This window comes from Enterobacter sp. DC1 (assembly GCF_000568075.1).
Lineage (GTDB): Bacteria > Pseudomonadota > Gammaproteobacteria > Enterobacterales > Enterobacteriaceae > Enterobacter > Enterobacter asburiae.
Genome location: NZ_AZUA01000001.1, coordinates 375489 through 397817 on the forward strand (window position 1 = coordinate 375489; position 22329 = coordinate 397817).

Annotated in this window: 24 protein-coding genes; 10 read left to right on the forward strand and 14 right to left on the reverse strand. The window is 57.3% G+C overall.

Features of this window, described 5'->3' with window-relative positions:
- The first annotated feature begins 1 nt into the window (after window position 1).
- On the forward strand, window positions 2-1198 hold the full coding sequence (locus P346_RS19640; RefSeq protein ID WP_032657078.1) for a sugar transporter: 1197 nt from the start codon (window positions 2-4) through the stop codon (window positions 1196-1198).
- Between the two features lie 94 nt (window positions 1199-1292).
- Here the strand turns inward: P346_RS19640 and P346_RS19635 are convergent, their stop codons facing one another.
- Window positions 1293-1958, reverse strand: coding sequence for a MarC family NAAT transporter (locus P346_RS19635; protein ID WP_023311775.1), 666 nt, complete (start codon window positions 1956-1958; stop codon window positions 1293-1295).
- Window positions 1959-2213: 255 nt separating this feature from the next.
- On the opposite strand from P346_RS19635, the gene marR reads away from it, so the two are divergent.
- From marR to marB, 3 genes are read left to right on the forward strand one after another with little or no spacing between them, the layout of a single operon-like run.
- Window positions 2214-2648, forward strand: a complete 435-nt coding sequence (gene marR, locus P346_RS19630) for a multiple antibiotic resistance transcriptional regulator MarR (protein WP_008502236.1) — start codon at window positions 2214-2216, stop codon at window positions 2646-2648.
- A 20-nt stretch (window positions 2649-2668) separates the two neighbouring features.
- Window positions 2669-3049: an MDR efflux pump AcrAB transcriptional activator MarA gene (marA, locus tag P346_RS19625; RefSeq protein ID WP_008502237.1), complete on the forward strand. Its 381-nt coding sequence runs from the start codon at window positions 2669-2671 to the stop codon at window positions 3047-3049.
- A 33-nt stretch (window positions 3050-3082) separates the two neighbouring features.
- The gene (gene marB / locus P346_RS19620; protein WP_029741246.1) at window positions 3083-3301 is read left to right on the forward strand and encodes a multiple antibiotic resistance protein MarB; all 219 of its coding nucleotides are present in this window, start codon (window positions 3083-3085) and stop codon (window positions 3299-3301) included.
- Between the two features lie 32 nt (window positions 3302-3333).
- Here marB and eamA read toward each other — a convergent pair whose 3' ends face one another.
- Window positions 3334-4236, reverse strand: coding sequence for an O-acetylserine/cysteine exporter (gene eamA / locus P346_RS19615; RefSeq protein WP_032657079.1), 903 nt, complete (start codon window positions 4234-4236; stop codon window positions 3334-3336).
- A 193-nt stretch (window positions 4237-4429) separates the two neighbouring features.
- Here eamA and ydeE point away from each other — a divergent pair, with 193 nt between their 5' ends.
- The gene (ydeE, locus tag P346_RS19610) at window positions 4430-5623 is read left to right on the forward strand and encodes an efflux MFS transporter YdeE (RefSeq protein WP_032657080.1); all 1194 of its coding nucleotides are present in this window, start codon (window positions 4430-4432) and stop codon (window positions 5621-5623) included.
- Between the two features lie 97 nt (window positions 5624-5720).
- Here the strand turns inward: ydeE and zinT are convergent, their stop codons facing one another.
- From zinT to P346_RS19570, 8 genes are all read right to left on the reverse strand, one after another.
- On the reverse strand, window positions 5721-6362 hold the full coding sequence (gene zinT, locus P346_RS19605) for a metal-binding protein ZinT (RefSeq protein ID WP_032658296.1): 642 nt from the start codon (window positions 6360-6362) through the stop codon (window positions 5721-5723).
- A 52-nt stretch (window positions 6363-6414) separates the two neighbouring features.
- Window positions 6415-7113 (reverse strand): urea ABC transporter ATP-binding subunit UrtE, encoded by a 699-nt coding sequence (gene urtE, locus P346_RS19600; RefSeq protein ID WP_032657081.1) that lies wholly within the window; start codon window positions 7111-7113, stop codon window positions 6415-6417.
- 9 nt (window positions 7114-7122) lie between these two features.
- A complete protein-coding gene (gene urtD / locus P346_RS19595; RefSeq protein WP_032657083.1) occupies window positions 7123-7920 on the reverse strand; it encodes an urea ABC transporter ATP-binding protein UrtD in 798 nt (265 codons plus the stop codon).
- Window positions 7920-8993 (reverse strand): urea ABC transporter permease subunit UrtC, encoded by a 1074-nt coding sequence (urtC, locus tag P346_RS19590; protein WP_032657085.1) that lies wholly within the window; start codon window positions 8991-8993, stop codon window positions 7920-7922. Before urtC ends, urtD begins: the two co-directional genes overlap by 1 nt.
- Window positions 8993-10567 carry an urea ABC transporter permease subunit UrtB gene (gene urtB / locus P346_RS19585; RefSeq protein WP_032657086.1) on the reverse strand — a complete coding sequence of 525 codons (1575 nt, stop codon included), beginning with the start codon at window positions 10565-10567 and terminating at the stop codon, window positions 8993-8995. Before urtB ends, urtC begins: the two co-directional genes overlap by 1 nt.
- Before the next feature lie 22 nt (window positions 10568-10589).
- On the reverse strand, window positions 10590-11861 hold the full coding sequence (gene urtA, locus P346_RS19580) for an urea ABC transporter substrate-binding protein (protein ID WP_014883816.1): 1272 nt from the start codon (window positions 11859-11861) through the stop codon (window positions 10590-10592).
- Between the two features lie 202 nt (window positions 11862-12063).
- Window positions 12064-13167, reverse strand: coding sequence for a cobalamin-independent methionine synthase II family protein (locus tag P346_RS19575; protein ID WP_032657088.1), 1104 nt, complete (start codon window positions 13165-13167; stop codon window positions 12064-12066).
- A gap of 156 nt (window positions 13168-13323) precedes the next feature.
- Window positions 13324-13737 (reverse strand): rhodanese-like domain-containing protein, encoded by a 414-nt coding sequence (locus P346_RS19570; RefSeq protein WP_032657090.1) that lies wholly within the window; start codon window positions 13735-13737, stop codon window positions 13324-13326.
- A 73-nt stretch (window positions 13738-13810) separates the two neighbouring features.
- Here P346_RS19570 and ftrA point away from each other — a divergent pair, with 73 nt between their 5' ends.
- On the forward strand, window positions 13811-14818 hold the full coding sequence (gene ftrA, locus P346_RS19565; RefSeq protein WP_032657092.1) for a transcriptional regulator FtrA: 1008 nt from the start codon (window positions 13811-13813) through the stop codon (window positions 14816-14818).
- A 200-nt stretch (window positions 14819-15018) separates the two neighbouring features.
- Entirely contained in the window at window positions 15019-15555 is a 537-nt protein-coding gene (locus tag P346_RS19560) for a dihydrofolate reductase family protein (protein WP_032657094.1), read from the forward strand.
- Window positions 15556-15718: 163 nt separating this feature from the next.
- Here P346_RS19560 and P346_RS19555 read toward each other — a convergent pair whose 3' ends face one another.
- The gene (locus P346_RS19555) at window positions 15719-16081 is read right to left on the reverse strand and encodes a hypothetical protein (RefSeq protein ID WP_032657095.1); all 363 of its coding nucleotides are present in this window, start codon (window positions 16079-16081) and stop codon (window positions 15719-15721) included.
- A 244-nt stretch (window positions 16082-16325) separates the two neighbouring features.
- On the opposite strand from P346_RS19555, the gene P346_RS19550 reads away from it, so the two are divergent.
- On the forward strand, window positions 16326-16556 hold the full coding sequence (locus P346_RS19550) for a DUF2554 family protein (RefSeq protein ID WP_032657096.1): 231 nt from the start codon (window positions 16326-16328) through the stop codon (window positions 16554-16556).
- Here P346_RS19550 and P346_RS19545 read toward each other — a convergent pair whose 3' ends face one another.
- Both P346_RS19545 and P346_RS19540 read right to left on the reverse strand, forming a co-directional pair.
- Entirely contained in the window at window positions 16557-18521 is a 1965-nt protein-coding gene (locus P346_RS19545; protein WP_032657098.1) for a peptidase U32 family protein, read from the reverse strand. It abuts the gene before it with no gap.
- A gap of 80 nt (window positions 18522-18601) precedes the next feature.
- Window positions 18602-19129: a helix-turn-helix domain-containing protein gene (locus P346_RS19540; RefSeq protein WP_032657100.1), complete on the reverse strand. Its 528-nt coding sequence runs from the start codon at window positions 19127-19129 to the stop codon at window positions 18602-18604.
- Between the two features lie 92 nt (window positions 19130-19221).
- On the opposite strand from P346_RS19540, the gene P346_RS19535 reads away from it, so the two are divergent.
- Window positions 19222-20388: a benzoate/H(+) symporter BenE family transporter gene (locus P346_RS19535; RefSeq protein ID WP_032657101.1), complete on the forward strand. Its 1167-nt coding sequence runs from the start codon at window positions 19222-19224 to the stop codon at window positions 20386-20388.
- Here P346_RS19535 and P346_RS19530 read toward each other — a convergent pair.
- Entirely contained in the window at window positions 20368-21240 is an 873-nt protein-coding gene (locus P346_RS19530) for a helix-turn-helix transcriptional regulator (RefSeq protein WP_032657103.1), read from the reverse strand. The two genes, P346_RS19535 and P346_RS19530, sit on opposite strands and share 21 nt — an antisense overlap.
- 174 nt (window positions 21241-21414) lie before the next feature.
- Here P346_RS19530 and P346_RS19525 point away from each other — a divergent pair, with 174 nt between their 5' ends.
- Window positions 21415-22311 carry a DMT family transporter gene (locus P346_RS19525; RefSeq protein WP_032657104.1) on the forward strand — a complete coding sequence of 299 codons (897 nt, stop codon included), beginning with the start codon at window positions 21415-21417 and terminating at the stop codon, window positions 22309-22311.
- Window positions 22312-22329 lie beyond the last annotated feature (18 nt).

The following is a 22329-nucleotide window of genomic DNA, read 5'->3' on the forward strand; positions in this document are numbered from 1 at the left end:
TATGACAACGAACACAGTTTCCCGCAGGGTTGCGTGGCTACGCGTGGTCACGCTGGCCATTGCCGCGTTTATTTTTAACACCACAGAATTTGTTCCGGTTGGGCTGTTGTCTGACATCGCTGAAAGTTTCCAGATGGAAACGGCCCAGGTGGGCATTATGTTGACCATCTACGCCTGGGTAGTGGCGCTGATGTCCTTGCCGTTTATGCTGCTGACCAGCCAGATGGAACGGCGCAGGCTGCTGATCGGTCTGTTTGTGCTGTTCATCGCCAGCCATGTCCTGTCGTTTATGGCGTGGAATTTTACGGTGCTGGTCATTAGCCGAATCGGCATTGCCTTTGCCCATGCGGTGTTCTGGTCGATCACCGCATCGCTGGCTATTCGACTCGCGCCAGCGGGTAAACGCGCCCAGGCGCTGAGCCTGATTGCCACCGGTACCGCGCTGGCGATGGTGCTGGGTCTGCCGATTGGCCGCATCGTAGGGCAATACTTCGGCTGGCGTACGACGTTCTTCGCCATTGGTATGGGCGCGCTGGTTACGCTGGTATGCCTGATTAAGCTGCTGCCCGCGCTGCCGAGCGAGCATTCCGGCTCGCTGAAAAGCCTGCCGCTGCTGATGCGACGCCCGGCGCTGCTGGGTATCTACCTGCTTACCGTCATCGTGGTGACGGCCCACTACACGGCGTATAGCTACATTGAACCCTTTGTGCAGGTGGTGGCGGGCTTTAGCGCCAACTTTGCCACCATCCTGCTGTTGATCCTCGGCGGAGCGGGCATTATTGGCAGCGTGCTGTTCGGTAAGCTGGGTAACCGGCACGCCTCGACGCTGGTGAGCTGCGCTATCGGTCTGCTGCTGGCCTGCCTGCTGCTGCTGATGCCTGCCGCAGGCAGTGAAAGCCATCTGGCGATCCTCAGCCTGTTCTGGGGCGTGGCGATCATGATTATTGGTCTGGGCATGCAGGTAAAGGTCCTGGCCCTGGCACCGGATGCAACGGACGTCGCCATGTCGCTGTTCTCAGGAATTTTCAATCTGGGGATTGGCGCGGGCGCGCTGGTGGGAAATCAGGTAATACTTCACGTATCGATGTCGGCGATTGGCTATCTGGGCGCCATTCCGGCTCTGGTGGCGCTGGTCTGGTCGGTGCTCATCTTCCGTAAATGGCCGGTGGCGCTGGAGGAACAGGGTCAGCACGGGTGAGATTTGTTGGTGCCGGGTGGCGCTGCGCTTACCCGGCCTACAAGCCCATAATAACGTAGGCCGGGTAAGGCGTAGCCGCCACCCGGCAATCGCATCAGTGATAGGTCTTAATAATTTCCAGCACGCCGTTAATAATAAACTGCACGCCCATACAGACCAGCAAGAAGCCCATCAGACGGGAAATCGCCTCGATACCGCCCTTGCCTACCCAGCGCATAATGGCGCCAGAACTGCGGAGCGACGCCCACACGATAACCCCGATAATCGCAAAAATCAGCGGTGGCGCAACCGTCAGCACCCAGTCCGGGAAGGTTGCGCTGTCGCGCACCGTTGATGCGGAACTGATGATCATCGCGATGGTACCCGGCCCCGCCGTGCTCGGCATGGCGATCGGCACAAAGGCGATATTCGCACTCGGTTCGGTTTCCAGTTCTTCCGATTTGCTGGCCGCTTCCGGCGACTCATGCGCTTTTTGCGCCGGGAACAGCATGCGGAAACCGATAAAGGCCACAATCAGCCCCCCGGCGATACGCAGGCCAGGGATGGAAATCCCGAAGGTATTCATCACCACCTGTCCGGCATAGTAAGCCACCATCATGATGGCAAACACATACACCGAGGCCATCATCGACTGATGGTTGCGCTCGGCGCTGTTCATATTCCCTGCCAGCCCGAGGAACAGCGCCACCGTCGTTAACGGGTTAGCCAACGGCAGCAAGACCACCAGCCCAAGGCTGATTGCTTTTATTAAATCCAACATAGTGCGTTGTCGTCCTTATCCATATTCAACACAGCAATTATAGGGTGAAAGTGTGACATTGAGCCATGGGCGCAACGTAACGATTATTTCCGTCCGGGAAAGATAACTGGCAGTTATCTATATGATTTGAAAGACCTCAAAAAAAGTTCATGAAACGTTTTAGCAATTCGTGGCATCGGCTGACTCATTCAGTTGACTTATACTTGCCTGAGCAATAATATCTGCCGTGACTAACTACTTGCCAGGGCAACCATTGTGAAAAGCACCAGTGATATCTTTAACGACGTTGTTCCGCTGGGTCGTCTTATTCATATGGTAAATCAGAAAAAAGATCGCCTGCTCAATGACTATCTGTCACCGCTGGATATCACCGCAACACAGTTCAAAGTGCTGTGTTCCATTCGCTGCGAAGTGTGTATCACACCGGTTGAGCTGAAAAAGGTGCTCTCTGTCGATCTGGGCGCGTTAACCCGCATGCTCGATCGTCTCGTCTGCAAAGGATGGATAGAACGAAGCCCTAACCCGAATGACAAACGCGGCGTACTGGTGAAGCTGACCAGCGATGGCGCGGCCATGTGCGAGCAATGTCATCAATTAGTAGGACAAACACTGCATCAGGAACTAACAAAAAACTTAACGGCAGATGAAGTGGCAACCCTTGAGCTTTTGCTTAAGAAAATACTGCCGTAAACAGAAAAAGAGGTATGACGATGTCCAGACGCAATACTGACGCTATCACCATTCATAGCATTTTGGACTGGATCGAAGATAACCTGGAATCGCCGCTCTCCCTTGAAAAAGTGTCAGAGCGTTCAGGTTACTCCAAATGGCACCTGCAACGGATGTTCAAAAAAGAGACCGGTCATTCATTAGGTCAATACATTCGCAGCCGCAAGCTGACGGAAATTGCCCAGAAACTGAAAGAAAGCAATGAGCCGATCCTTTATCTGGCGGAGCGTTACGGATTTGAATCGCAACAAACCCTGACGCGTACGTTCAAGAACTATTTTGACGTGCCGCCTCATAAGTACCGAATTACCAGCGTGCCGGGCGAATCCCGATACCTGTATCCGTTAAAACACTGTAGTTAACCATCGCCTGTAACAGACGTAACCGAGGAAATCATGAAAGTTACCGCCTCCGCCGCCCTCGCCTTGCTGGTGCTGTTCTCCAGCCAGACCTTCGCGGAGCAAACCCCTCGTGCAACGCAGCAAAATAATCCTGATACGATGATTTTGCCGTCAGCACATGACCAGTCGCCTTATGATTTCAACCATATGGGTGCTGGTAGCGACAAATCCGACGAATTAGGCGTGCCTTATTATAATCAGCACGGCCTCTGATTCGTTTTTGCCCCGCAGACGCGGGGCTTTTTTTATGCCTTTCTTACGCGCGTCGCCCGACGCACGCGCAGGCCAAAGACGTTAATGTACAGCCCGGCCATGATCAGCACGGCGCCTAACAGCTGCAGCGCGCTCAGCGTCTCATCCAGCAATATTGCCGCACTGGCAAGGCCCACCACCGGCACCAGCAAGGATAACGGTGCGACGCGCCAGGTTTCATAGCGCCCCAGCAGCGATCCCCAGATCCCGTAGCCCACAATGGTGGCGACAAAGGCCAGATAGACAAGAGAAAGGATTGTGGTCAAATCAATTTCGACCAGACTGTTCAGCATTACATCTGGACCATCCAGAATAAACGACGCCGCCAGAAACGGGATTATGGGGATCAGCGCGCTCCAGACCACCAGGGACATCACCGCCGGACGCGCCTCGTGCTGCATAATCAGCTTGTTGAAGATATTCCCGCAGGCCCAGCTCAGCCCCGCCGCCAGCGTCAGCATAAAGCCGAGCAGCGCCACGTCCTGGCCGTTCAGACTGGCCTCTATCAGCACCAGTACGCCAAAAACCGCCAGCGTGATCCCCGCCAGCTGTTTGCCCTGCAGGCGCTCGCCAAACACGAACGCACCGAGAATAATGGTAAAGAACGCCTGCGCCTGTAAGACCAGCGAGGCCAGACCGGCCGGCATCCCGAACTTGATGGCGCAGAAGAGAAACGCGAACTGGCCGAAGCTAATGGTGAGACCGTAGCCCAGCAGCAGCTTTAACGGGATCTTCGGACGGGCGACGAAAAAGAGCGCCGGGAACGCGACCAGCAAAAAACGCAAACCGGCCAGCATCAGCGGCGGCATATTGTGTAACCCCAGCTTGATGACCACAAAATTGAGCCCCCATACTACGACCACCAGCAACGCCAGCAGCCCGTCTTTACGCGTCATACCCTGCCCCTGAATTATTAATTATTTGTTAACAGTTCAAGGTAACAGAAAAAAGCGCGCGGCGAGAAGATCATTAATTCTGGCAGTCAGGCGAAGCACTTACGGATAAATTGGGCGCTATACAAGCCCCTTATGTCGTGATAATCCTTTTAGGACACAACATAAAAAGCATAAGCATTTGTCGGGCAGGAATATGAAACCATCTCTCAGGCGCTCAACCGCAGCGCTGCTGGCGTCGTCATTGTTATTAACCATCGGTCGGGGGGCAACGCTGCCGTTTATGACCATTTATCTCACGCGCGTCTACAGCATGAGCGTCGAGAATATTGGTTATGCCCTGACGATTGCGCTGACTATCGGCGTGGTATTCAGCCTGGGATTTGGCATTCTTGCCGATAAGTTTGATAAAAAACGCTACATGCTGATCGCGATCGTGGCCTTTATCGCCGGGTTTGTCGCGATCCCGCTGGTCGATAACGTCACGCTGGTGGTGCTGTTCTTTGCGCTGATCAACTGCGCCTATTCCGTCTTTTCGACGGTGCTGAAGGCCTGGTTCTCCGACGTGCTCACCACGAGCCAAAAAGCGCGCGTCTTCTCGCTTAACTACAGCTTCCTGAACATTGGCTGGACGATCGGACCGCCGATTGGCACCCTGCTGGTGATGTACAGCCTGCAGCTGCCGTTCTGGCTGGCGGCCTTCTGCGCCGCGCTGCCGCTCGGATTCATCCATTTCTTCGTGCAGAAAAGCGTTGCGCTGGATACCGCCGAGGAGAAGATGCCCTGGCAGCCGTCGGTGCTGCTGAAAGACCGCGCGCTGTTCTGGTACACGCTCTCTGGCCTGCTCGCGTCATACGTCGGCGGATCGTTCGCGACCTGCATTTCGCAATACGTTCTGGCCGCGCATGCAGACAGTAATTTCGCCGAAAAGGTGGTCGCCGTGGTATTGCCCGTCAACGCCGCCGTGGTGGTGACGCTGCAATATGCGCTGGGCCGCAAGATCTCAGCCAGCAATATTCGCCCGCTAATGACCCTCGCCACCCTGTTTTTTATCGTGGGACTGGGTGGCTTTATGATCTCTGGAGAAAACCTGGTCTACTGGGGCATCGCTGCCGCCATTTTTACCCTGGGTGAGATTATTTATGCACCGGGCGAATATATGCTGATCGACAACATTGCCCCGCCGGGGATGAAGGCAAGCTATTTCTCGGCGCAGGCGCTGGGCTGGCTCGGCGCGGCGGCAAACCCGATGATCACCGGCATCATTCTGACCAACCTGCCGCACTGGTCGCTATTTGTCATCATGATGGTCGCCATCGTCATTGCGTGGCTGATGATTTTGCGCGGGATGAGCGTGAAGGCGTGGTGCGAAACGCCCAACGTGGCGTGAGAGGTTCAACTGTCGGGTGGCGCTTCGCTTACCCGACCTACAAAACCCTAATCGTAGGCCGGGTAAGGCGTAGCCGCCGCCCGGCAAAAGCAACAGACTAGTGGTGCAACATCTCCTCCACCACCTGCTCTTTGTACATCTCATTCGGATAATAGGTCGGCCAGTTATCCATCTCTTTCAGCAGCGCCTCGTGGGAGGTGTTGCCCATGAAAATGTGAAAATGCGAAGAGGCTTTCGGTCCAATGGTGTGGTCGCTGAACTGAACAAACTTCGGTGCCTTGCTGCCGGCGTCCTTACACTCAAACAGGTAGCGAACGCCTTTTTTGCCCGATGCGTAGGTCAGTATTTTGTAGCCGCTGTAATCATACTGACAGCGGCTGACCGCTTTGCCCTTATGAAATTCCATCACGTTATTTTCGATGCCGATGGCATCCACGTCCGTCGCATAACCCTTGCGGTAGTACGCTTTGACCTCGTCAAAGTTTTTGCTTTTGTCTTTCTGCGCTTTCTGCTTAAAGACCGGATCCAGCGAGCCGTCCAGCAGGAACGGATAGACCGACTGCCAGGTCCCGTCCCAGTCAGACAGCGCTCTGTCCTTCACGTCCTTATCCTCAAACACGCCGCTCGCCGCTTTCTGTTCCGCTTCGGTCATCTGGTGGCCGTGCGAGTGAGCAAAAAGCTGGCCGCTGACCAGCAGCGCCCCCAGAGTCATGGCAAATTTCCCAATATGTGCAGCCAACATAACACCCTCATTCCGTTTTGTAAGAATGCGAATGTTATATTATAACATTTTAAATCGCAACCAGCCCGCGAACGCCCTCCAGCTCCATGTTTTCACCCCGTCCACGCTGAATAATCGTACCGCGCGACATCAGCAGGTAGCTGTCTGCAAGCTCGGCGGCAAAGTCGTAGAACTGTTCGACCAGCAGGATCGCCATGTCGCCCCGATCCGCCAGGGTGCGGATCACCTGGCCAATCTCCTTAATCACCGACGGCTGTATGCCTTCGGTCGGCTCATCCAGAATCAACAGCTGCGGGCGGCTCGCCAGAGCGCGGCCAATCGCCAGCTGCTGCTGCTGTCCACCGGAGAGATCGCCCCCGCGGCGGTGCTTCATCTCTTTAAGCACCGGGAACAGCTGCCAGATCTCATCCGGAACCTGCTTCGCCTCGCGGGCGGAAAATCGCGACAGCCCCAGCAGGAGGTTCTCTTCCACGGTCAGGCGCGGGAAAATCTCGCGGCCCTGCGGGACGTACGCCACGCCAGAGTGCACCCGCTGGTGCGGCCTGCTGTGGGTGATCTTTTTACCCTGCCAGATGACCTCCCCGGTTTTCGCCGGGATCAGCCCCATCAGACACTTCAGCAGCGTGGTTTTCCCGACGCCGTTGCGCCCCAGCAGACAGGTGACTTCGCCGGTGACGGCCTCAAAGCTCACGCCGCGCAGGATATGGCTGCCGCCGTAGTACTGATTCAGTTCGTTAACCTGTAACATCATCGCTCCTTAGCGCCCCAGATAGACCTCAATCACCTGCTCGTTGGCCTGCACCTCGCGAAGCGAACCTTGCGCCAGCACGCGTCCCTGATGCAGCACCGTGACGCGATCGGCGATGGTCTCAACAAAACCCATATCGTGCTCCACCACCATCAGCGAATGCTTACCCGCCAGCGTTTTGAACAGCTCGGCGGTGTATTCCGTTTCCGCGTCGGTCATTCCGGCGGCCGGTTCATCCAGCAGCAGCAGGTGCGGGTCCTGAACCAGCAGCATACCGATTTCCAGAAACTGTTTTTGCCCGTGCGAAAGCAGCCCGGCGCGTCGGTCGCGCTCGCTGCTAAGGCGCAGCAAAACCAGCATCTCATCGATGCGGTCGCGCTGTTCGCCATTGAGCATTGCCCGCAGGCTCGCCCAGACGGATTTATCGGTTTTCATGGCGATCTCCAGGTTTTCCCACACCGTCAGCGCTTCAAAAACGGTGGGTTTCTGGAATTTACGCCCGATCCCCTGGCGGGCTATGGCCGCAGGCTCCAGCGCGGTCAGGTCGATGGACTGATCGTAAATCGCCCTGCCGCTCTTTGGCCGCGTTTTGCCGGTAATGACGTCCATCAGCGTGGTTTTACCGGCGCCGTTGGGGCCAATCACGCAGCGCAGCTCGCCCACGCCGATATTCAGCGAGAGATCGGTCAGGGCCTGAAACCCGTCAAAATTGACGTTAATGGCCTCAAGCTGAAGCACCGGGTCGGTCTGTTCACGGTAACGATCGCCGGGCAACTGGCGGGTAAATAACCCTTCGGCTGGCTGCATTATTTCTCTCCCTTTCGAAACAGACCGTAGACGCCGCGCGGTAAAAACAGCGTGACGGCGATGAAAATCAGCCCCAGGAACAGCTGCCAGTATTCCGGCATCGCGACGGTGAAGAAACTCTTGGCGCCGTTCACCAGCGCCGCGCCAATCACCGGACCGACCAGCGTGCCGCGCCCGCCCAGCGCCACCCAGATGGCCGCTTCTATTGAGTTGGTTGGCGACATTTCACCGGGATTGATAATGCCCACCTGCGGGACGTACAGCGCCCCCGCCAGGCCGCACAGCACGGCGGAGAGCGTCCATACCAGCAGCTTGAAGCCGCGCGGATCGTAGCCGCAAAACGTCAGGCGGTTTTCAGCGTCGCGAACGGCGGTCAGGATGCGGCCAAACTTGCTCTTCGCCAGGGCAAATCCGGTGCCCAACGCCAGGATCAGCAACAGCACGGTCGCCAGAAACAGCGCGATACGGGTGGTCGTTTCCGTCACCGAAAACCCGAGCAGCGTGGTGAAGCCGGTAAAGCCGTTATTGCCGCCAAAACCGGTTTCGTTGCGAAAGAACAGCAGCATCCCGGCATAGGTCAGCGCCTGGGTCATAATCGAGAAGTAGACCCCTTTGATCTTTGAGCGGAAGGCGAACCAGCCGAACACCAGCGCCAGCAGGCCCGGCACCATCACAATCAGCACCAGCGCCCAGGCAAAATGCTGGGTTCCCCACCAGAACCACGGCAGTTCGCTCCAGGAGAGAAACGACATAAACGCGGGCAGACCGTCACCCGCGGCCTGGCGCATCAGGTACATCCCCATCGCATAGCCGCCCAGAGCGAAGAAGATGCCGTGCCCGAGCGAGAGCATCCCGGCGTAGCCCCACACCAGATCCAGCGCCACCGCAACGATGGCATAGCAGAGGATCTTGCCAATCAGCGTCAGCATCCAGGTCGACAGCGCCAGCGGATGCGTCGCAGGCAGTAAGGCGAAAAACGGTAAGATCAGCAGACACACCACCAGCAGGCTGCCTGCAAGTTGCGTTGTGCGCGGCGCTTTGCGCGCCAGCGTTAAGGTCAGCGGCTGGCTCATCAGTCAATCACCCTCCCTTTCAGCGCAAACAGCCCCTGAGGGCGTTTCTGAATAAACAGCACGATCGCCACCAGAATCACGATCTTGCCCAGCACCGCCCCCATCTGCGGTTCAAGAATTTTATTGAAGATGCCCAGACCAAAGGCCGCGGCCACGCTGCCTGCCAGCTGGCCTACGCCGCCGAGAACGACCACGAGGAAGGAATCAATAATGTAGCCCTGGCCCAGCTCCGGCCCGACGTTACCGAGCTGCGATAGCGCCACGCCGCCTAACCCGGCAATTCCTGATCCAAGTCCAAACGCCAGCATATCGACGCGGCCTGTCGGTACCCCGCAGCAGGCGGCCATACTGCGGTTCTGCGTCACCGCACGCACGTTAAGCCCCAGACGGGTTTTATTCAGAATGAGCCAGGTAAAGAACAGCACCAGCAGCACGAAGCCCAGCACCACAATGCGGTTCCACGGCAGCGTCAGGTTGGCAAAAACCTGCACCCCGCCGGAGAGCCATGCCGGGTTGGCCACCTCCAGGTTCTGGGCGCCAAACGTCATGCGCACCAGCTGAATGAGCATCAGGCTAATCCCCCACGTTGCCAGCAGCGTTTCCAGCGGACGACCGTACAGATGACGGATCACGGTGCGCTCCAGCACCATCCCGATGCCCGCCGTCAGGCAGAACGCGACCGGCAGCGCGACAACGGGATAAAGCGCCAGCCACTGGGGCGCAAGCCCGGCCATCGCCTGCTGCACCATCCAGGTGGCATACGCCCCCAGCATCAGCATCTCGCCGTGCGCCATATTGATGACGCCCAGCAGGCCGTAGGTGATGGCAAGCCCCAGCGCCGCCAGCAGCAGCACCGACCCCAGGGATAGCCCCATGAACGCCTGGCCCAGCAGATCGCCCCACATCAGCCGATGCTGAATCTGGCTCAGACTCTCCTGCGCGGCGGCGCGAACCCCGGCATCCGGCTCTGTCTGTGCCTGGGTAAACGGGGTAAGTCTGGACTCCACGTCCGGATCGTCGGACTGCCCTAATAACTCGACGGCCCTGCGGCGCACCTCTGCCTGCGGGCTGGCTAGCTGGAGATTCGCTACCGCCAGTAAAAGCGCCTGACGTGCCACCGCGTCCGTTTCATCGTTTACCCGTTTTTCCAGAAAAGCGAGCATTCCGGGCTGGGCATCCCGCTGAAACTGACGAGCTGCCGCCCGCCTTTCCGTGACACTGTCACTCACCAGCTGATGCGTAGCGATAGCCGTGGCGGCCAGCACGCGCAGCCGGTTGGTCAGACGAACGGCTTTGGCTGCCCCTTCGGTCGACTTAGCGTCACCGAGCGAGACCATTTGACCGCTGCGCTGCGCAAAGGCGTGCTTTTGGCTGTCGGTATAAAGATTTTCTTTTTGCAGCGCCTGCAGCAGCGGCAGCCTCGCGGCGTCCGGCGCGGCGGCCCACTGCGAAAGCAACTCCGCCTGCTGGCTGCGGCTGGCGGCAACAAAACGATCGGCATCCGATGCCTGCGCCATCCCTGGCAGCAGTCCGGAAAGCCATACAAGAGCGATGAACATGCGCATGGCGTTCATGACGTTTCTCCCTGGTGATGGCTTAGTTGCTGGCGGTTTTCATCGGCTGGTCGGGCTTTTTATCGTTTCCGGCGATGAACGGGCTCCACGGCTGGGCGCGTACCGGCTGTTCGGTCTGCCACACCACGTTGAACTGACCGTTGCCTTCGATTTCGCCGATCATGACCGGCTTATGCAGATGGTGGTTGGTGGCATCCATGGTGAGCGTAAAGCCTGACGGCGCCTTAAAGGACTGACCGGCCATCGCCGCACGCACTTTATCCACGTCGGTAGTACCCGCTTTTTCCACCGCCTGCGCCCACATATGAATCCCCACGTAAGTCGCTTCCATCGGGTCGTTGGTCACCACGGTATCGGCGTTAGGCAGCTTGTGCGCTTTGGCATAGGCTTTGTAATCCGCCACAAAGGCCTGGTTGGTCGGGTTATCCACGGATTCAAAGTAGTTCCACGCCGCGAGGTTGCCGACCAGCGGTTTGGTGTCGATCCCGCGCAGCTCTTCTTCGCCCACGGAGAACGCCACCACCGGCACGTCGGTTGCCTTCAGCCCCTGGTTAGCCAGCTCTTTGTAGAACGGAACGTTGGAATCGCCGTTGATGGTCGACACCACGGCGGTTTTACCGCCCGCAGAGAATTTCTTGATGTTGGCGACGATGGTCTGGTAGTCGCTGTGACCGAACGGGGTGTAAACCTCCTCGATGTCCTTATCCTCCACCCCTTTCGAATGCAGGAACGCGCGCAGGATCTTGTTGGTGGTGCGCGGGTAAACATAGTCCGTGCCCAGCAGGAAGAAGCGCTTCGCCGCGCCGCCGTCTTCGCTCATCAGGTATTCCACCGCCGGGATGGCCTGCTGGTTCGGTGCGGCGCCGGTATAGAAGACGTTTGGCGACATCTCTTCGCCTTCATACTGCACCGGATAGAACAGCAGACCGTTCAGCTCCTCGAAGACCGGCAGCACGGATTTGCGCGATACCGACGTCCAGCAGCCGAATACCACCGCCACTTTATCCTGACTTAACAGCTGGCGCGCCTTCTCGGCAAACAGCGGCCAGTTTGAGGCGGGATCCACCACCACCGGCTCCAGTTTTTTACCCAGCACGCCGCCTTTCGCGTTGATCTCGTCGATGGTCATCAGCGCGACGTCCTTCAGCGGGGTTTCGGAGATGGCCATGGTGCCGGAAAGAGAATGCATGATCCCCACTTTGATGGTATCGGCCGCCTGCACGCCAAAACTCATTCCCATCGCCACGACGGACGCGGATAACGCAAAGGCTTTTAATAAGGTACGACGCTGCATATTTTCACTCCTGAAAAAGAACGCTGTGCGAAAACGTCCGTTACGGCGTGGACGCGGAAAAAAATGTGTCAGCGAAGCAGGAGCAAAAAGGATGCCAGAATGGAGGAAGCGCTATTTCAGGTGGGGGAACGCGGGATGTAAAGAGAACGTCTCAGAATGGCACAGCGCTGCACTTTTATAATGCAGCGCTGTGGAAGAGGCTTTACCAGACTTCGCTGGCGATCTGCGTGACCAGACGGACTTTATCCCACTGCTGGGATTCGCTCAGGCTGTTGCCCTCTTCGGTAGAGGCAAAGCCGCACTGCGGGCTGAGGCAAATTTGCTCTTTTGCCACGTATTTCGCCGCCTCTTCCAGACGGGCTTTAATCCCCTCCGGGTTCTCCAGCTCGCCGTTTTTCGTGGTGATAAGGCCCAGCACCACCTGCTGCTTGCCCGGGCGAATGAAGCGCAATGGCGCGAAATCCCCGCTGCGGTCGTTATCGTATTCAAGGAAGAAGGCGTCAACGTTGACCGTCCCGAACAGCACTTCCGCCACCGGCTCATAGCCGCCTTCGGAAATCCAGGTTGAACGGAAGTTACCGCGGCAGACGTGCAGCCCGATGGTCAGATCGTCCGGCTTGCCTTCCAGCGCCTTGTTCAGGACGCGGGCATAGATGCGTGCCAGCTCATCGGCATCATCACCGCGCTCGCGGATCTGACGGCGCTGATCGTCCGAACACAGATAGGCCCAGACGGTGTCGTCCAGCTGCAGGTAACGGCAGCCCGCGTCGTAAAATGCGCGGATGGCGTCGCGCCAGGTGTTCGCCAGATCGTCGAAATAGTCATTCAGATCCGGGTAGACCGTCGCATCAATGTCTTTACGGCCGCCGCGGAAATGGAGCACGCTTGGGCTGGGAATGGTCATCTTTGGCTGAGCATTGCCGCTGATGCTTTTCAGGTAGCGGAAATCTTCGAGCATCGGATGGTCGCCAAAGCCCAGCTTGCCGGTCACGCGCACGCCGTGGGCTTTGGTTTGTACCCCGTTGAACTGAATGCCCTGCTGTGAATCGTAACGCTCAACGCCCTGCAGACCGTCGAAGAAGTCAAAGTGCCACCAGGCACGACGAAATTCACCGTCGGTGACCACATGCAGGCCGCACGCGCACTGCTGCTCAACGACGTGGCGAATAGCATCGTCTTCCACCGCGCGAAGCTGTCCGGCGTCAATTTCGCCGCTGGCGAACTTCAGGCGAGCCTGCTTGATGGCATCCGGGCGTAAAAAACTGCCGACTACATCGGCGCGGTACGGGGCATGGTGTCGTTGCATGGAAATCTCCTCGGTCTGCCGGTATTAATTACCCGCAGTGATAATTCACTATTTGAATTTTTAGACTTCTGGATGTCTAAATGTCCAAAAAAGATGTCATACCTGTCCTGTTCCGGCAAACGAGAAAATTTCACGGGTGTTGAAAAAAATTCATGTTCACAGCGCGACGGCGGTTTCGCTGCTGGCAAAGGCGAACTTTTCATCCTCCCATCCGGCGATCCCCCCGAGCATGATTTTGACCGGCAGGCCGAGGCGCGCCAGCTTAAGCGCGGCTCTGTCCGCGCCGTTACAGTGCGGCCCTGCGCAGTAAACGACGAACAGCGTGCCTTCAGGCCATTCGGCCATGCGCTCAGCGGTAATCTGGCTCCGCGGCAGGTGCAATGCGCCCGGCACGTGACGGCGGGCAAACTGCTCCGGGCTGCCCACTACGTGCAGCAGCACGAAGTCCTGCTCATTATTGGCGATGGCATGGTGCACATCCGCACAGTCGGTTTCAACGCTCAGGCGGCGCAGAAAATGGGTAACGGCTTCCTGCGGCTCGGCAGCCGGAAATTCAGTAACATAGCTCATGATCCTTCCTCATCTTTGGCGTTTGTGTTAACACTACTCTATCCACAAATTCAGCCCGTGAATGCGTTCGCTTATGCCAGAAAACAGCAAAAAGATGACAAACTTAAGACAAATTGCCCGCCCGCTGGTGGTCGTGCTGGCGTATGACGGGCTGTGTACCTTTGAGTTTGGCGTGGCGGTGGAGATCTTCGGCCTGCCGCGTCCCGAGCTGGGCGACGAGTGGTATCGTTTTGCGGTGGCGAGCGTGGACAGCGGTGAACTTCGGGCAACAGGCGGGATCCGCATCGTTACCGATGGTGATTTAAGCCTGCTTGCGTCTGCGGACCTGATTGTGGTTCCCGGCTGGCGGGGGCTGGATTCACCGGTTCCGGATGCGCTCTGCGAGGCACTACGCAAGGCCAGCGCGCGAGGATGCCAGCTGCTCTCCATCTGTTCGGGGGTGTTTGTGCTGGCCGCAACGGGGCTACTGAACGGCCGCAAAGCCACAACCCACTGGCGCTACATCGACGCGCTTAAAACCCGTTACCCTGACATCGACGTGGTTGAGGATGTACTCTACCAGGACGAAGGCGATATTCTGACGTCCGCGGGCAGCGCGGCGGGAATCGATCTCTGTCTGCACGTTGTGCGGCGGGATTATGGCATGGAAACCGCAAACAGCGTGGCGCGTCGGCTGGTCATTCCCCCTCACCGGGATGGTTCACAGCCCCAACAGCTGAGCCGTCCGGTAGCCCAGCTGCGGGAAAGCCAGCGTCTCGGCCAGCTGTTTGACTTTCTGCACACGCATCTTATCGAGGCGCACAGCGTCGACTCCCTGGCGCGTCGGGTCGGAATGAGCCAGCGCACCTTCCTTCGTCGCTTCGAGGCGGCAACGGGGACGACGCCCGCACGCTGGTTGATCAATGAGCGCCTGCTGAGAGCAAAAGATTATCTGGAAAGCAGCCGGTTAAGCATCGACAGCATCGCTGAACAGACCGGGTTTGGTCAGGCGTCGACACTGCGTCATCATTTTCGCCAGCAGTTCGCGCTTTCCCCGGCTCAGTATCGCAAACAATTTTCACGTCCGGGTACTGCCCGCTAACGGTTGAGGGTTCCCCACAAAATAATGCCTGCACGGACGACCCCCTCTCCCTTGAGGGAGAGGGCTGGGGTGAGGGGGGACATACGGCTCTGGTGGTCATTCCGTTCACTTTATGTTCCTTGCTATTCTTTAACGACATAACCTGTGAACGTGCCAGGGTGGCTCAATCGCCTTTTAATTTTCGTAATACGGAGCACCTGATGGTTACCACACACGTTTTTATCGCGGTTAGTCTTGATGGTTACATCGCCCGACAGAATGACGATATCGACTGGCTATTGCAGCGCGACGATCCAACGGAAGATCATGGCTATGAGGCATTCATCGCCGACAAAGAGTGGATCGTGATGGGCCGGGGTAGCTATGAAAAGGTACTGACCTTTGACGCATGGCCTTACGATCGTCCCGTGCTGGTGCTCTCCCAACAGCTGGCCAACACGACCGTGCCGGAGGCGCTAAAGGGAAAAGTGCAGTTCTCTTGCCGCACGCCAAAGGAGGTGCTGGACGATCTCGCTGCGCAGGACGTACATCGCGTCTATCTCGATGGCGGACAGGTGATCCAGTCGTTTCTGCGCGAAGGACTGGTAGCCGATATGGTGATCACGACCGTACCTGTCCTGCTCGGGGAGGGAAAACCGCTGTTCGGAACGTTGTCCCGGGATATTGATTTGACACTGGTATCAAGCCGCAGCTTCCCTTCGGGCCTGGTGCAGTCGCATTATCGGCTGACGCAATAACCCCACCGCGAAGATCTGCGCAAAAAAAACCGCCAAAAAATGGCGGTAAATGCTTGCATGGATAGATTTGTGTTTTGGTCTCTACGTCCCGACACTCCATGGCCAGGCAGCGGATCTCATACAACCTAACACCTGTTGTCTTAACGAACGCTAAACAACCTTATTAACCAGCATGGGTATTGATCTGCAAATAACGCATAAGGCCCTGCTCAGCGCTCTGTTTTGCATCGTCATTAATGGCTTCCAGATAAAAGGAGCGAGCGACACCATAAGGTGCTTTTTCAGACGGATATACCGCGAACTGGAATGTTTTTCCTCTCGCCTGATGAGTGCAGTCTAATTCCCAACGCTGATCGTTCACTTTTTTACTGGCGCAGGCAACACCACCATAATCGCTGGTTAAATAAGAACCCACGCGAGTTTCTGCAGACTGAATATATTCTGGTTCGTCATTACCTGCATAACGAACCCCTGCAGCGGCTCCAACAGCCACTGCCAGAAGCGCAAGCGCTATTATTTTTTTCATTTATGAATGACCTGTTCCTTAGCCCAAGATAACTATTATATAAGATTAATCCTTAATGCAAACATCCATTTTTGGACCAGAAATGGTAGTTTACAAAGATTCAGATATTTTTTAGGAACTGTCCTAAATGCTATTCCGAACGCTCATTATTTGACATTTTCTTTGCACTAATTTTAATTTTTGAATAATAACCCTAAGAAATAATCGACATGATTATCCCGCATTCTTTTTCAGCGGTGAATCCATGCTTAAAAAAGGGTTATCTTTCGTCATGCTTATCTGTGCGCTGTTTTCTGGTCAGCTTATGGCCGGACATAAAGGACACGAATATTTATGGGTCAAGAATGTGGCGCATCAGCTTCGTCATGAAGCAGACAGCGATGAGTTGCGAAGCGCTGCGGAAGAATCGGCGGAGGGTTTGCGCGAACACCACCTGTGGCAGAAGTCGCGCAAACCGGACACGCACTTTCGGTAATTAGCTGCCCTTGCGTTTTGGCAGGGTTTTCATCAGATCGTCCGTACTGACGGACGCCACGATACTGCCGGGCTGCGGCATTTTAAAGATGTGGTTTTTCATCTTACCAATCACATGCATTTCGCAGGGACGGCAGTCGAACTTGAGGGTCAGAACTTCATCGCCGTTTACCAGCTGCATAGGGGTAGCCTTCCAGCTCTTAATGTTCCCTTTCGCCTGCTTGGGACAGAGGTTAAACGCAAAGCGCAGGCAGTGCTTGGTGATCATCACCGGTACATCGCCCTTCTCTTCATGCGCTTCATAGGCTGCGTCGATCAGCTGCACGCCGTGGCGATGATAGAATTCACGCGCTTTATGGTTGTAGACGTTGGCGAGGAAGGATAAATGGGTGTCCGGGTATACTGGCGCAGGAACGGCTTCCGCTTTACGGCTTCCGCGCGGATACTGCGCCAGGCGTGCGGCATCCAGCATCTCTGCCGTTTCACGACGGAACTGGTTAAGCAGGCTGTTTGGCACAAACAGCGCGTCCGGCAGATTCACGTCGATAGCGCGCGCGTAGTAAATCGTCTGGCCCAGCTTCGCCACGCCATCCTTCAGGCTGTTAAGCGCTTTTTCCGCGTTGTTTGCCACCTCGAAAAGGCCATCGAGCGTGTGCGTCACGCTTATCCCGTCTTCACAGGTCATGGTCAGAATCAGCTGCTCTTCCCAGCCGCCCAGCTCAATATCCACGGCGATACGGCGTTCGCTGGAGGTTTTCAGCAGCGCCTGCTGCCAGTTATGATCGAGATTACGGTTAAGCGCCGCGTTCGGCCGCGCCTTGTAGAGATCGGCGGGCATTTCATTCGGCCAGACGCGGTAGCGGTTCTCGCCGGTTTTCTCGACCGTATTGGCGCGGAAGCCCACGACCTCACGCTTAATCATCACGTTAAGGCCATCGCCGTTCGCCAGCGGTTCCGTCACTTCAACATCAAGGTGATCCTTCGCCACTTTCAGCACTTCACCCACCGGTAAACCGATAAACTTCGGGGAGTCAAACGCGCCGATATCCCCTTTACGGGCATTCACAAAATAGTCCGTGCTGCCGCGGTGGAACGTTTTGTCCGTCGACGGGATAAAGAAATGCTCGGTGCGGCCGGCCGACGCGCGCGCCAGGTCGCCGCGATCGTCGATGATGGCGTCGAGCATCTGGCGATAGTGCGCGGTGATGTTCTTCACGTAGCTCATATCTTTGTAGCGCCCTTCAATCTTGAAGGAACGCACACCCGCGTCGATCAGCGCGCCCAGGTTGGCCGTCTGATCGTTATCCTTCATGGAGAGCAGGTGTTTTTCAAACGCCACGACGCGACCCTGATCGTCTTTCAGGGTATACGGCAGACGGCAGGCCTGAGAACAGTCGCCGCGGTTGGCGCTGCGGCCCGTCTGCGCGTGGGAAATGTTGCACTGACCGGAGTACGCCACGCACAGCGCACCGTGGATAAAGAATTCAATCGTCGCGTCTGTCGCCTGGTGAATATCGCGGATCTGATTCAGGTTCAGCTCGCGCGCCAGAACGATCTGCGAAAAGCCGACGTCGGAGAGAAACTTCGCTTTCTCGACCGTGCGGATATCGCACTGGGTACTGGCATGCAGCTCAATGGGCGGAATATCCAGCTCAAGCACGCCCATGTCCTGAACGATCAGGGCATCAACGCCGGTCTGGTAGAGATCGGTAATCAGACGTTGCGCAGGCTCCAGCTCATCATCATGAAGAATGGTGTTCAGGGTCACGAACACTTTCGCCCCGAAACGGTGGGCGAACGGCACCAGCTCGGCAATATCGCTCAGGCTGTTGCTGGCGTTATGGCGGGCACCGAAGCCAGGGCCGCCAATGTAGACGGCGTCAGCGCCGTGAAGGATCGCTTCACGGGCAATGGCGGCGTCACGGGCCGGGCTTAAAAGTTCAAGATGATGGGATTGCAGGCGCATACTTCGTCGTTATCCGTTATGGTCAAAATGGCGGCTATTGTAGTCAGAAGTATGCGTCAGCGAAACAGTTTTGCGTAGCGTCAGCGGGGATAATGAATCAGGGAGTGAAAATGCACCGTCCGGTCGCTGCTGTTGCGGTAGGCGTGCGGTTTATCGCCGGCGAAACGGACGCCCGAATCGGCAGAAATCATCTGCCATTCGCCGTCAAGCTTCATCTCCAGCTCGCCGCTGACCACCACAACATGTTCAATCACCCCGGCCTCATGCGGCGTGGATTCACTCAGCGCACCGGGTGCCAGCGTAATGGAGAAATAATCAAACCCGAGCGTCTCGTCCCACGGAAAAAGCGGTTTGACCACCATCGCCTGCTGCTGCGGGTCAAACACCGCCTGCCGATCCGCCTCTGGCGTGATGAACGCGGAAAACGGGACGTTGAGTCCGGTGGCAATTTTCCACAGCGTCGACACCGTCGGGCTGGATTCATTGCGCTCGATTTGCCCGAGCATGGCTTTTGACACGCCGGTCTCGTCCGCGAGCTTCGACAAACTCCAGCCGCGCGCCTGGCGCAGCGTTTTCAGCGTTGTTGCAAGGTGTAGTGTGATGTCCATGGTCCCTCCTGATGGCGATCAGCATACCACTTGTACGCTATAGCGCACAGTGTTACCTTATGCCGGACGTTATAACGCACAACGGAGTTTTCATGCGCCCTTCCTCTCACCTTGTTCCAGTCGCACTGGCTGGATTTGTCGCCGTGCTGGTCGGTTACGCCAGCTCGGCCGCCATCATCTGGCAGGCCGCCGCGGCGGCTGGTGCCAGCGCACAGCAGATCGCAGGCTGGATGACCGCGCTGGGGATTGGGATGGGTGTCAGCACGCTGGCGCTTTCCTGGTGGTACAAAGCACCGGTGCTGACCGCCTGGTCAACGCCCGGCGCGGCGCTGCTCGCCACCAGCCTGCACGGCGTGACGCTGCCGGAAACGATCGGCGTGTTCATCTTTGCTAACGCGCTCATTTTACTTTGCGGCATCACCGGACTCTTCGCCCGTCTGATGAGGCTGATCCCCCATTCGCTTGCCGCCGCCATGCTGGCAGGCGTGTTGCTGCAGTTTGGCCTGCACGCGTTTGTGCACCTGGAGGGTCACTTTCTGCTGTGCGGCAGCATGATTGCGGCGTGGCTGATAGCAAAAGCGCTGGCGCCGCGCTATGCCATCGTGGTCACGCTGCTGGTCGGCGGTGTCGTGGCATGGGCGGGCGGTGACGTTGTCACGGATAAGCTTACGCTCTCGCTTGTGATGCCTGAGTTTATTGCGCCCACATTCACCTTCACCAGCCTGGTGAGTATTGGCGTGCCCTTCTTCCTGGTGACCATGGCATCGCAAAACGCGCCGGGTTTCGCCACGATGAAGGCCTCCGGTTACCCGCTGGCGGTCTCGCCGCTCATCATCGTGACGGGTGCGCTGGCGCTGCTGCTTTCCCCTTTTGGCGTCTTTTCTATCTGTATCGCGGCCATTACTGCCGCCATTTGTCAAAGTCCGGATGCACACCCGGACGCCGGTAAACGCTGGCTGGCGGCCATCGCAGCCGGAGGATTTTATCTGCTGGCGGGGATTTTCGGCGGTTCGATTACCGGGCTGATGGCCGCTCTGCCGCTCAGCTGGATCCAGACGCTCGCCGGTCTGGCGCTGCTGGGCACCATCAGCGGGAGTTTATATCAGGCACTGAGCCACGAGGCGGAGCGCGACGCGGCCATCGTCACGTTCCTGATGACCGCGAGCGGCGTCACGATCCTTGGCATCGGTTCGGCATTCTGGGGGCTGGTGCTGGGCGGCGTATGCTATGCCCTGTTTTCACGCGCTCGCCGCGCGTAGCTGCGAAGGCGTCATGCCCGTCGCGCTGCGAAAGCGGTTGCTGAAGTGGCTGGCGGAGTTAAACCCGCAGGCAAGGGCGATGTCCGTTAGCGGCGTCGCCGTGTTCTGCACCAGCGCCTTCGCTTTTTCCATTCTTCTCTGCATCACGTACTGATGCGGCGCCAGCCCCGTCGACTGGCGGAACATGCGGGCAAAATGGTATTCGCTGAGGGCGGCCTGCGCCGCCAGTTCAGCCAGCGTCAGGGGCTGGCCCAGGTTCTCTTCGATAAAGGCCAGCACGTTGCGCAGCACGAATGGCGATAGCCCGCCGGTGACGACCGGCAGCTTCCACTGAACGTTAGAGTAGTTTTGCAGGAGATGGGTCAGGAGCAGCGTAGAGGCCGTGCTCAGGGTGAGCTGGTTGGCGTGCTGCTGCCAGTCGCAGCCGAGCAAAAACTGGCGATACAGCGCGGTGATCTTCGGATCGCTACCAAAAATGCGCTCATCCAGCGTCAGCGAAAGCGGGCGCTTGTCCCAGATCTTTTCCCCCACGTCGCGCAGGTGTTCATCGGTGCAGTAGAGATGCACAAACGACAGGTCATCACGTATATCCCACGTCGATTCGCTCTCTTTTGGCATCAGGCAGAAACGGTCCGGCCCCCCGCCGTTCTTCCAGCCGCCCGGCGTTTTTTGGTAGCTTTCGTAGCCGTCCGCCACGTACAGGCTGAGGGTATGGTGGTTACTTTTTACCGTTATCGTATCGTGCTTGTTGTACCACGCTGCCAGCTGAATGCCCGAATTCAGCGAGACGGTTTCCCGCAGGACCGCATTCTGTTGGCAAAGCGTTTCAAAGGTATCGTAAGCGTGAGACATAACCGTTAGCGCGTGATTGACTGGAATATCAGTCTAAGAAGAGTTGTCTCCCGTTGCCAGCCCCCGGAAAAGAAAAAAGCGCAAGATTTTGCAAGTCACCCGCAAGCCGGTGAAAGCCCCTGCCCGATCTCGGCGCCATACTGCGGGCTTCCGTGGTTTGAGAAGAGAAAAAGTATGAACGCATTATTATACGGACTGGTGGTGGTTATCTGGGGAACCACCTGGATTGCGATTTTCCTGCAGCAGGGGCCCGTGGCGGCGCCCGTCTCTATTTTCTGGCGTTTCGCCGTCGCCAGCCTCACGATGATGGTGGTGTTAATCGCCCTGCGCCGTCTGCGCAAGCTGGCGCTGCGGGATCACCTTTTTTGTATGCTCCAGGGATGCTGCGTTTTCTGCTTTAACTTCTGGTGTTTTTACGCCGCAGCCTCGCACATCAACACCGGGCTGGAATCGGTGATCTTCTCCATGGCCGTGCTCTATAACGCCATTAACAGCTTTATCTTCTTCGGGCAGCGCCCGCCGGCGCGTTTCTGGACGGCGGCGGCACTGGGGCTGACTGGGATCGTCACCCTCTTCTGGGACGATCTGCTGGCCAGCGGCTGGAGCGCGTCGCTCCTGACCGGGATTGGTCTCTCCGCGCTCGGCACCTACGGCTTCTCGCTGGGCAATATGATCAGCATGCGTCATCAGCGCAGAGGTCTTGAAACCATGACCACCAACGCCTGGGCGATGCTCTACGGCACGCTGGTGATGGGCTGCATTGCCCTGTTCAGAGGCGACAGCTTCGCACCAGAGTGGACCATCAGCTACGTTGGCGCGCTGCTCTATCTGGCCCTGTTTGGTTCGGTCATTGCCTTTGGCGCCTACTTCACGCTGGTGGGACGCATTGGTCCGGGCAAAGCGGCCTACAGTACGCTGCTCTTCCCGCTGGTGGCATTGTCTATCTCCACAGTGTATGAAGGCTACGTCTGGCATATCAACGGTATTGTGGGCTTATTGCTGATTCTGGGGGGAAATATGGTGATGTTTACCAAACCAGAAACCTGGTTCAGGCGCTTACGAACGGCGTAAATAAAAAGGCCTGCATTA

What these genes read in the sequence shown, in the direction of transcription:
- urtD (WP_032657083.1), bottom strand. Translation starts at nt 7,920, where the DNA reads ATGCAGCCAGCCGAAGGGTTATTTACCCGCCAGTTGCCCGGCGATCGT.
- P346_RS19570 (WP_032657090.1), bottom strand. Translation starts at nt 13,737, where the DNA reads ATGAGCTATGTTACTGAATTTCCGGCTGCCGAGCCGCAGGAAGCCGTT.
- P346_RS19530 (WP_032657103.1), bottom strand. Translation starts at nt 21,240, where the DNA reads ATGTCTCACGCTTACGATACCTTTGAAACGCTTTGCCAACAGAATGCG.
- urtA (WP_014883816.1), bottom strand. Translation starts at nt 11,861, where the DNA reads ATGCAGCGTCGTACCTTATTAAAAGCCTTTGCGTTATCCGCGTCCGTC.
- urtE (WP_032657081.1), bottom strand. Translation starts at nt 7,113, where the DNA reads ATGTTACAGGTTAACGAACTGAATCAGTACTACGGCGGCAGCCATATC.
- P346_RS19545 (WP_032657098.1), bottom strand. Translation starts at nt 18,521, where the DNA reads ATGCGCCTGCAATCCCATCATCTTGAACTTTTAAGCCCGGCCCGTGAC.
- eamA (WP_032657079.1), bottom strand. Translation starts at nt 4,236, where the DNA reads ATGACGCGTAAAGACGGGCTGCTGGCGTTGCTGGTGGTCGTAGTATGG.
- P346_RS19640 (WP_032657078.1), top strand. Translation starts at nt 2, where the DNA reads ATGACAACGAACACAGTTTCCCGCAGGGTTGCGTGGCTACGCGTGGTC.
- marA (WP_008502237.1), top strand. Translation starts at nt 2,669, where the DNA reads ATGTCCAGACGCAATACTGACGCTATCACCATTCATAGCATTTTGGAC.
- P346_RS19525 (WP_032657104.1), top strand. Translation starts at nt 21,415, where the DNA reads ATGAACGCATTATTATACGGACTGGTGGTGGTTATCTGGGGAACCACC.
- urtB (WP_032657086.1), bottom strand. Translation starts at nt 10,567, where the DNA reads ATGAACGCCATGCGCATGTTCATCGCTCTTGTATGGCTTTCCGGACTG.
- ydeE (WP_032657080.1), top strand. Translation starts at nt 4,430, where the DNA reads ATGAAACCATCTCTCAGGCGCTCAACCGCAGCGCTGCTGGCGTCGTCA.
- marB (WP_029741246.1), top strand. Translation starts at nt 3,083, where the DNA reads ATGAAAGTTACCGCCTCCGCCGCCCTCGCCTTGCTGGTGCTGTTCTCC.
- P346_RS19635 (WP_023311775.1), bottom strand. Translation starts at nt 1,958, where the DNA reads ATGTTGGATTTAATAAAAGCAATCAGCCTTGGGCTGGTGGTCTTGCTG.
- P346_RS19550 (WP_032657096.1), top strand. Translation starts at nt 16,326, where the DNA reads ATGCTTAAAAAAGGGTTATCTTTCGTCATGCTTATCTGTGCGCTGTTT.
- P346_RS19540 (WP_032657100.1), bottom strand. Translation starts at nt 19,129, where the DNA reads ATGGACATCACACTACACCTTGCAACAACGCTGAAAACGCTGCGCCAG.
- P346_RS19560 (WP_032657094.1), top strand. Translation starts at nt 15,019, where the DNA reads ATGGTTACCACACACGTTTTTATCGCGGTTAGTCTTGATGGTTACATC.
- P346_RS19535 (WP_032657101.1), top strand. Translation starts at nt 19,222, where the DNA reads ATGCGCCCTTCCTCTCACCTTGTTCCAGTCGCACTGGCTGGATTTGTC.
- urtC (WP_032657085.1), bottom strand. Translation starts at nt 8,993, where the DNA reads ATGAGCCAGCCGCTGACCTTAACGCTGGCGCGCAAAGCGCCGCGCACA.
- P346_RS19575 (WP_032657088.1), bottom strand. Translation starts at nt 13,167, where the DNA reads ATGCAACGACACCATGCCCCGTACCGCGCCGATGTAGTCGGCAGTTTT.
- P346_RS19555 (WP_032657095.1), bottom strand. Translation starts at nt 16,081, where the DNA reads ATGAAAAAAATAATAGCGCTTGCGCTTCTGGCAGTGGCTGTTGGAGCC.
- ftrA (WP_032657092.1), top strand. Translation starts at nt 13,811, where the DNA reads ATGCCAGAAAACAGCAAAAAGATGACAAACTTAAGACAAATTGCCCGC.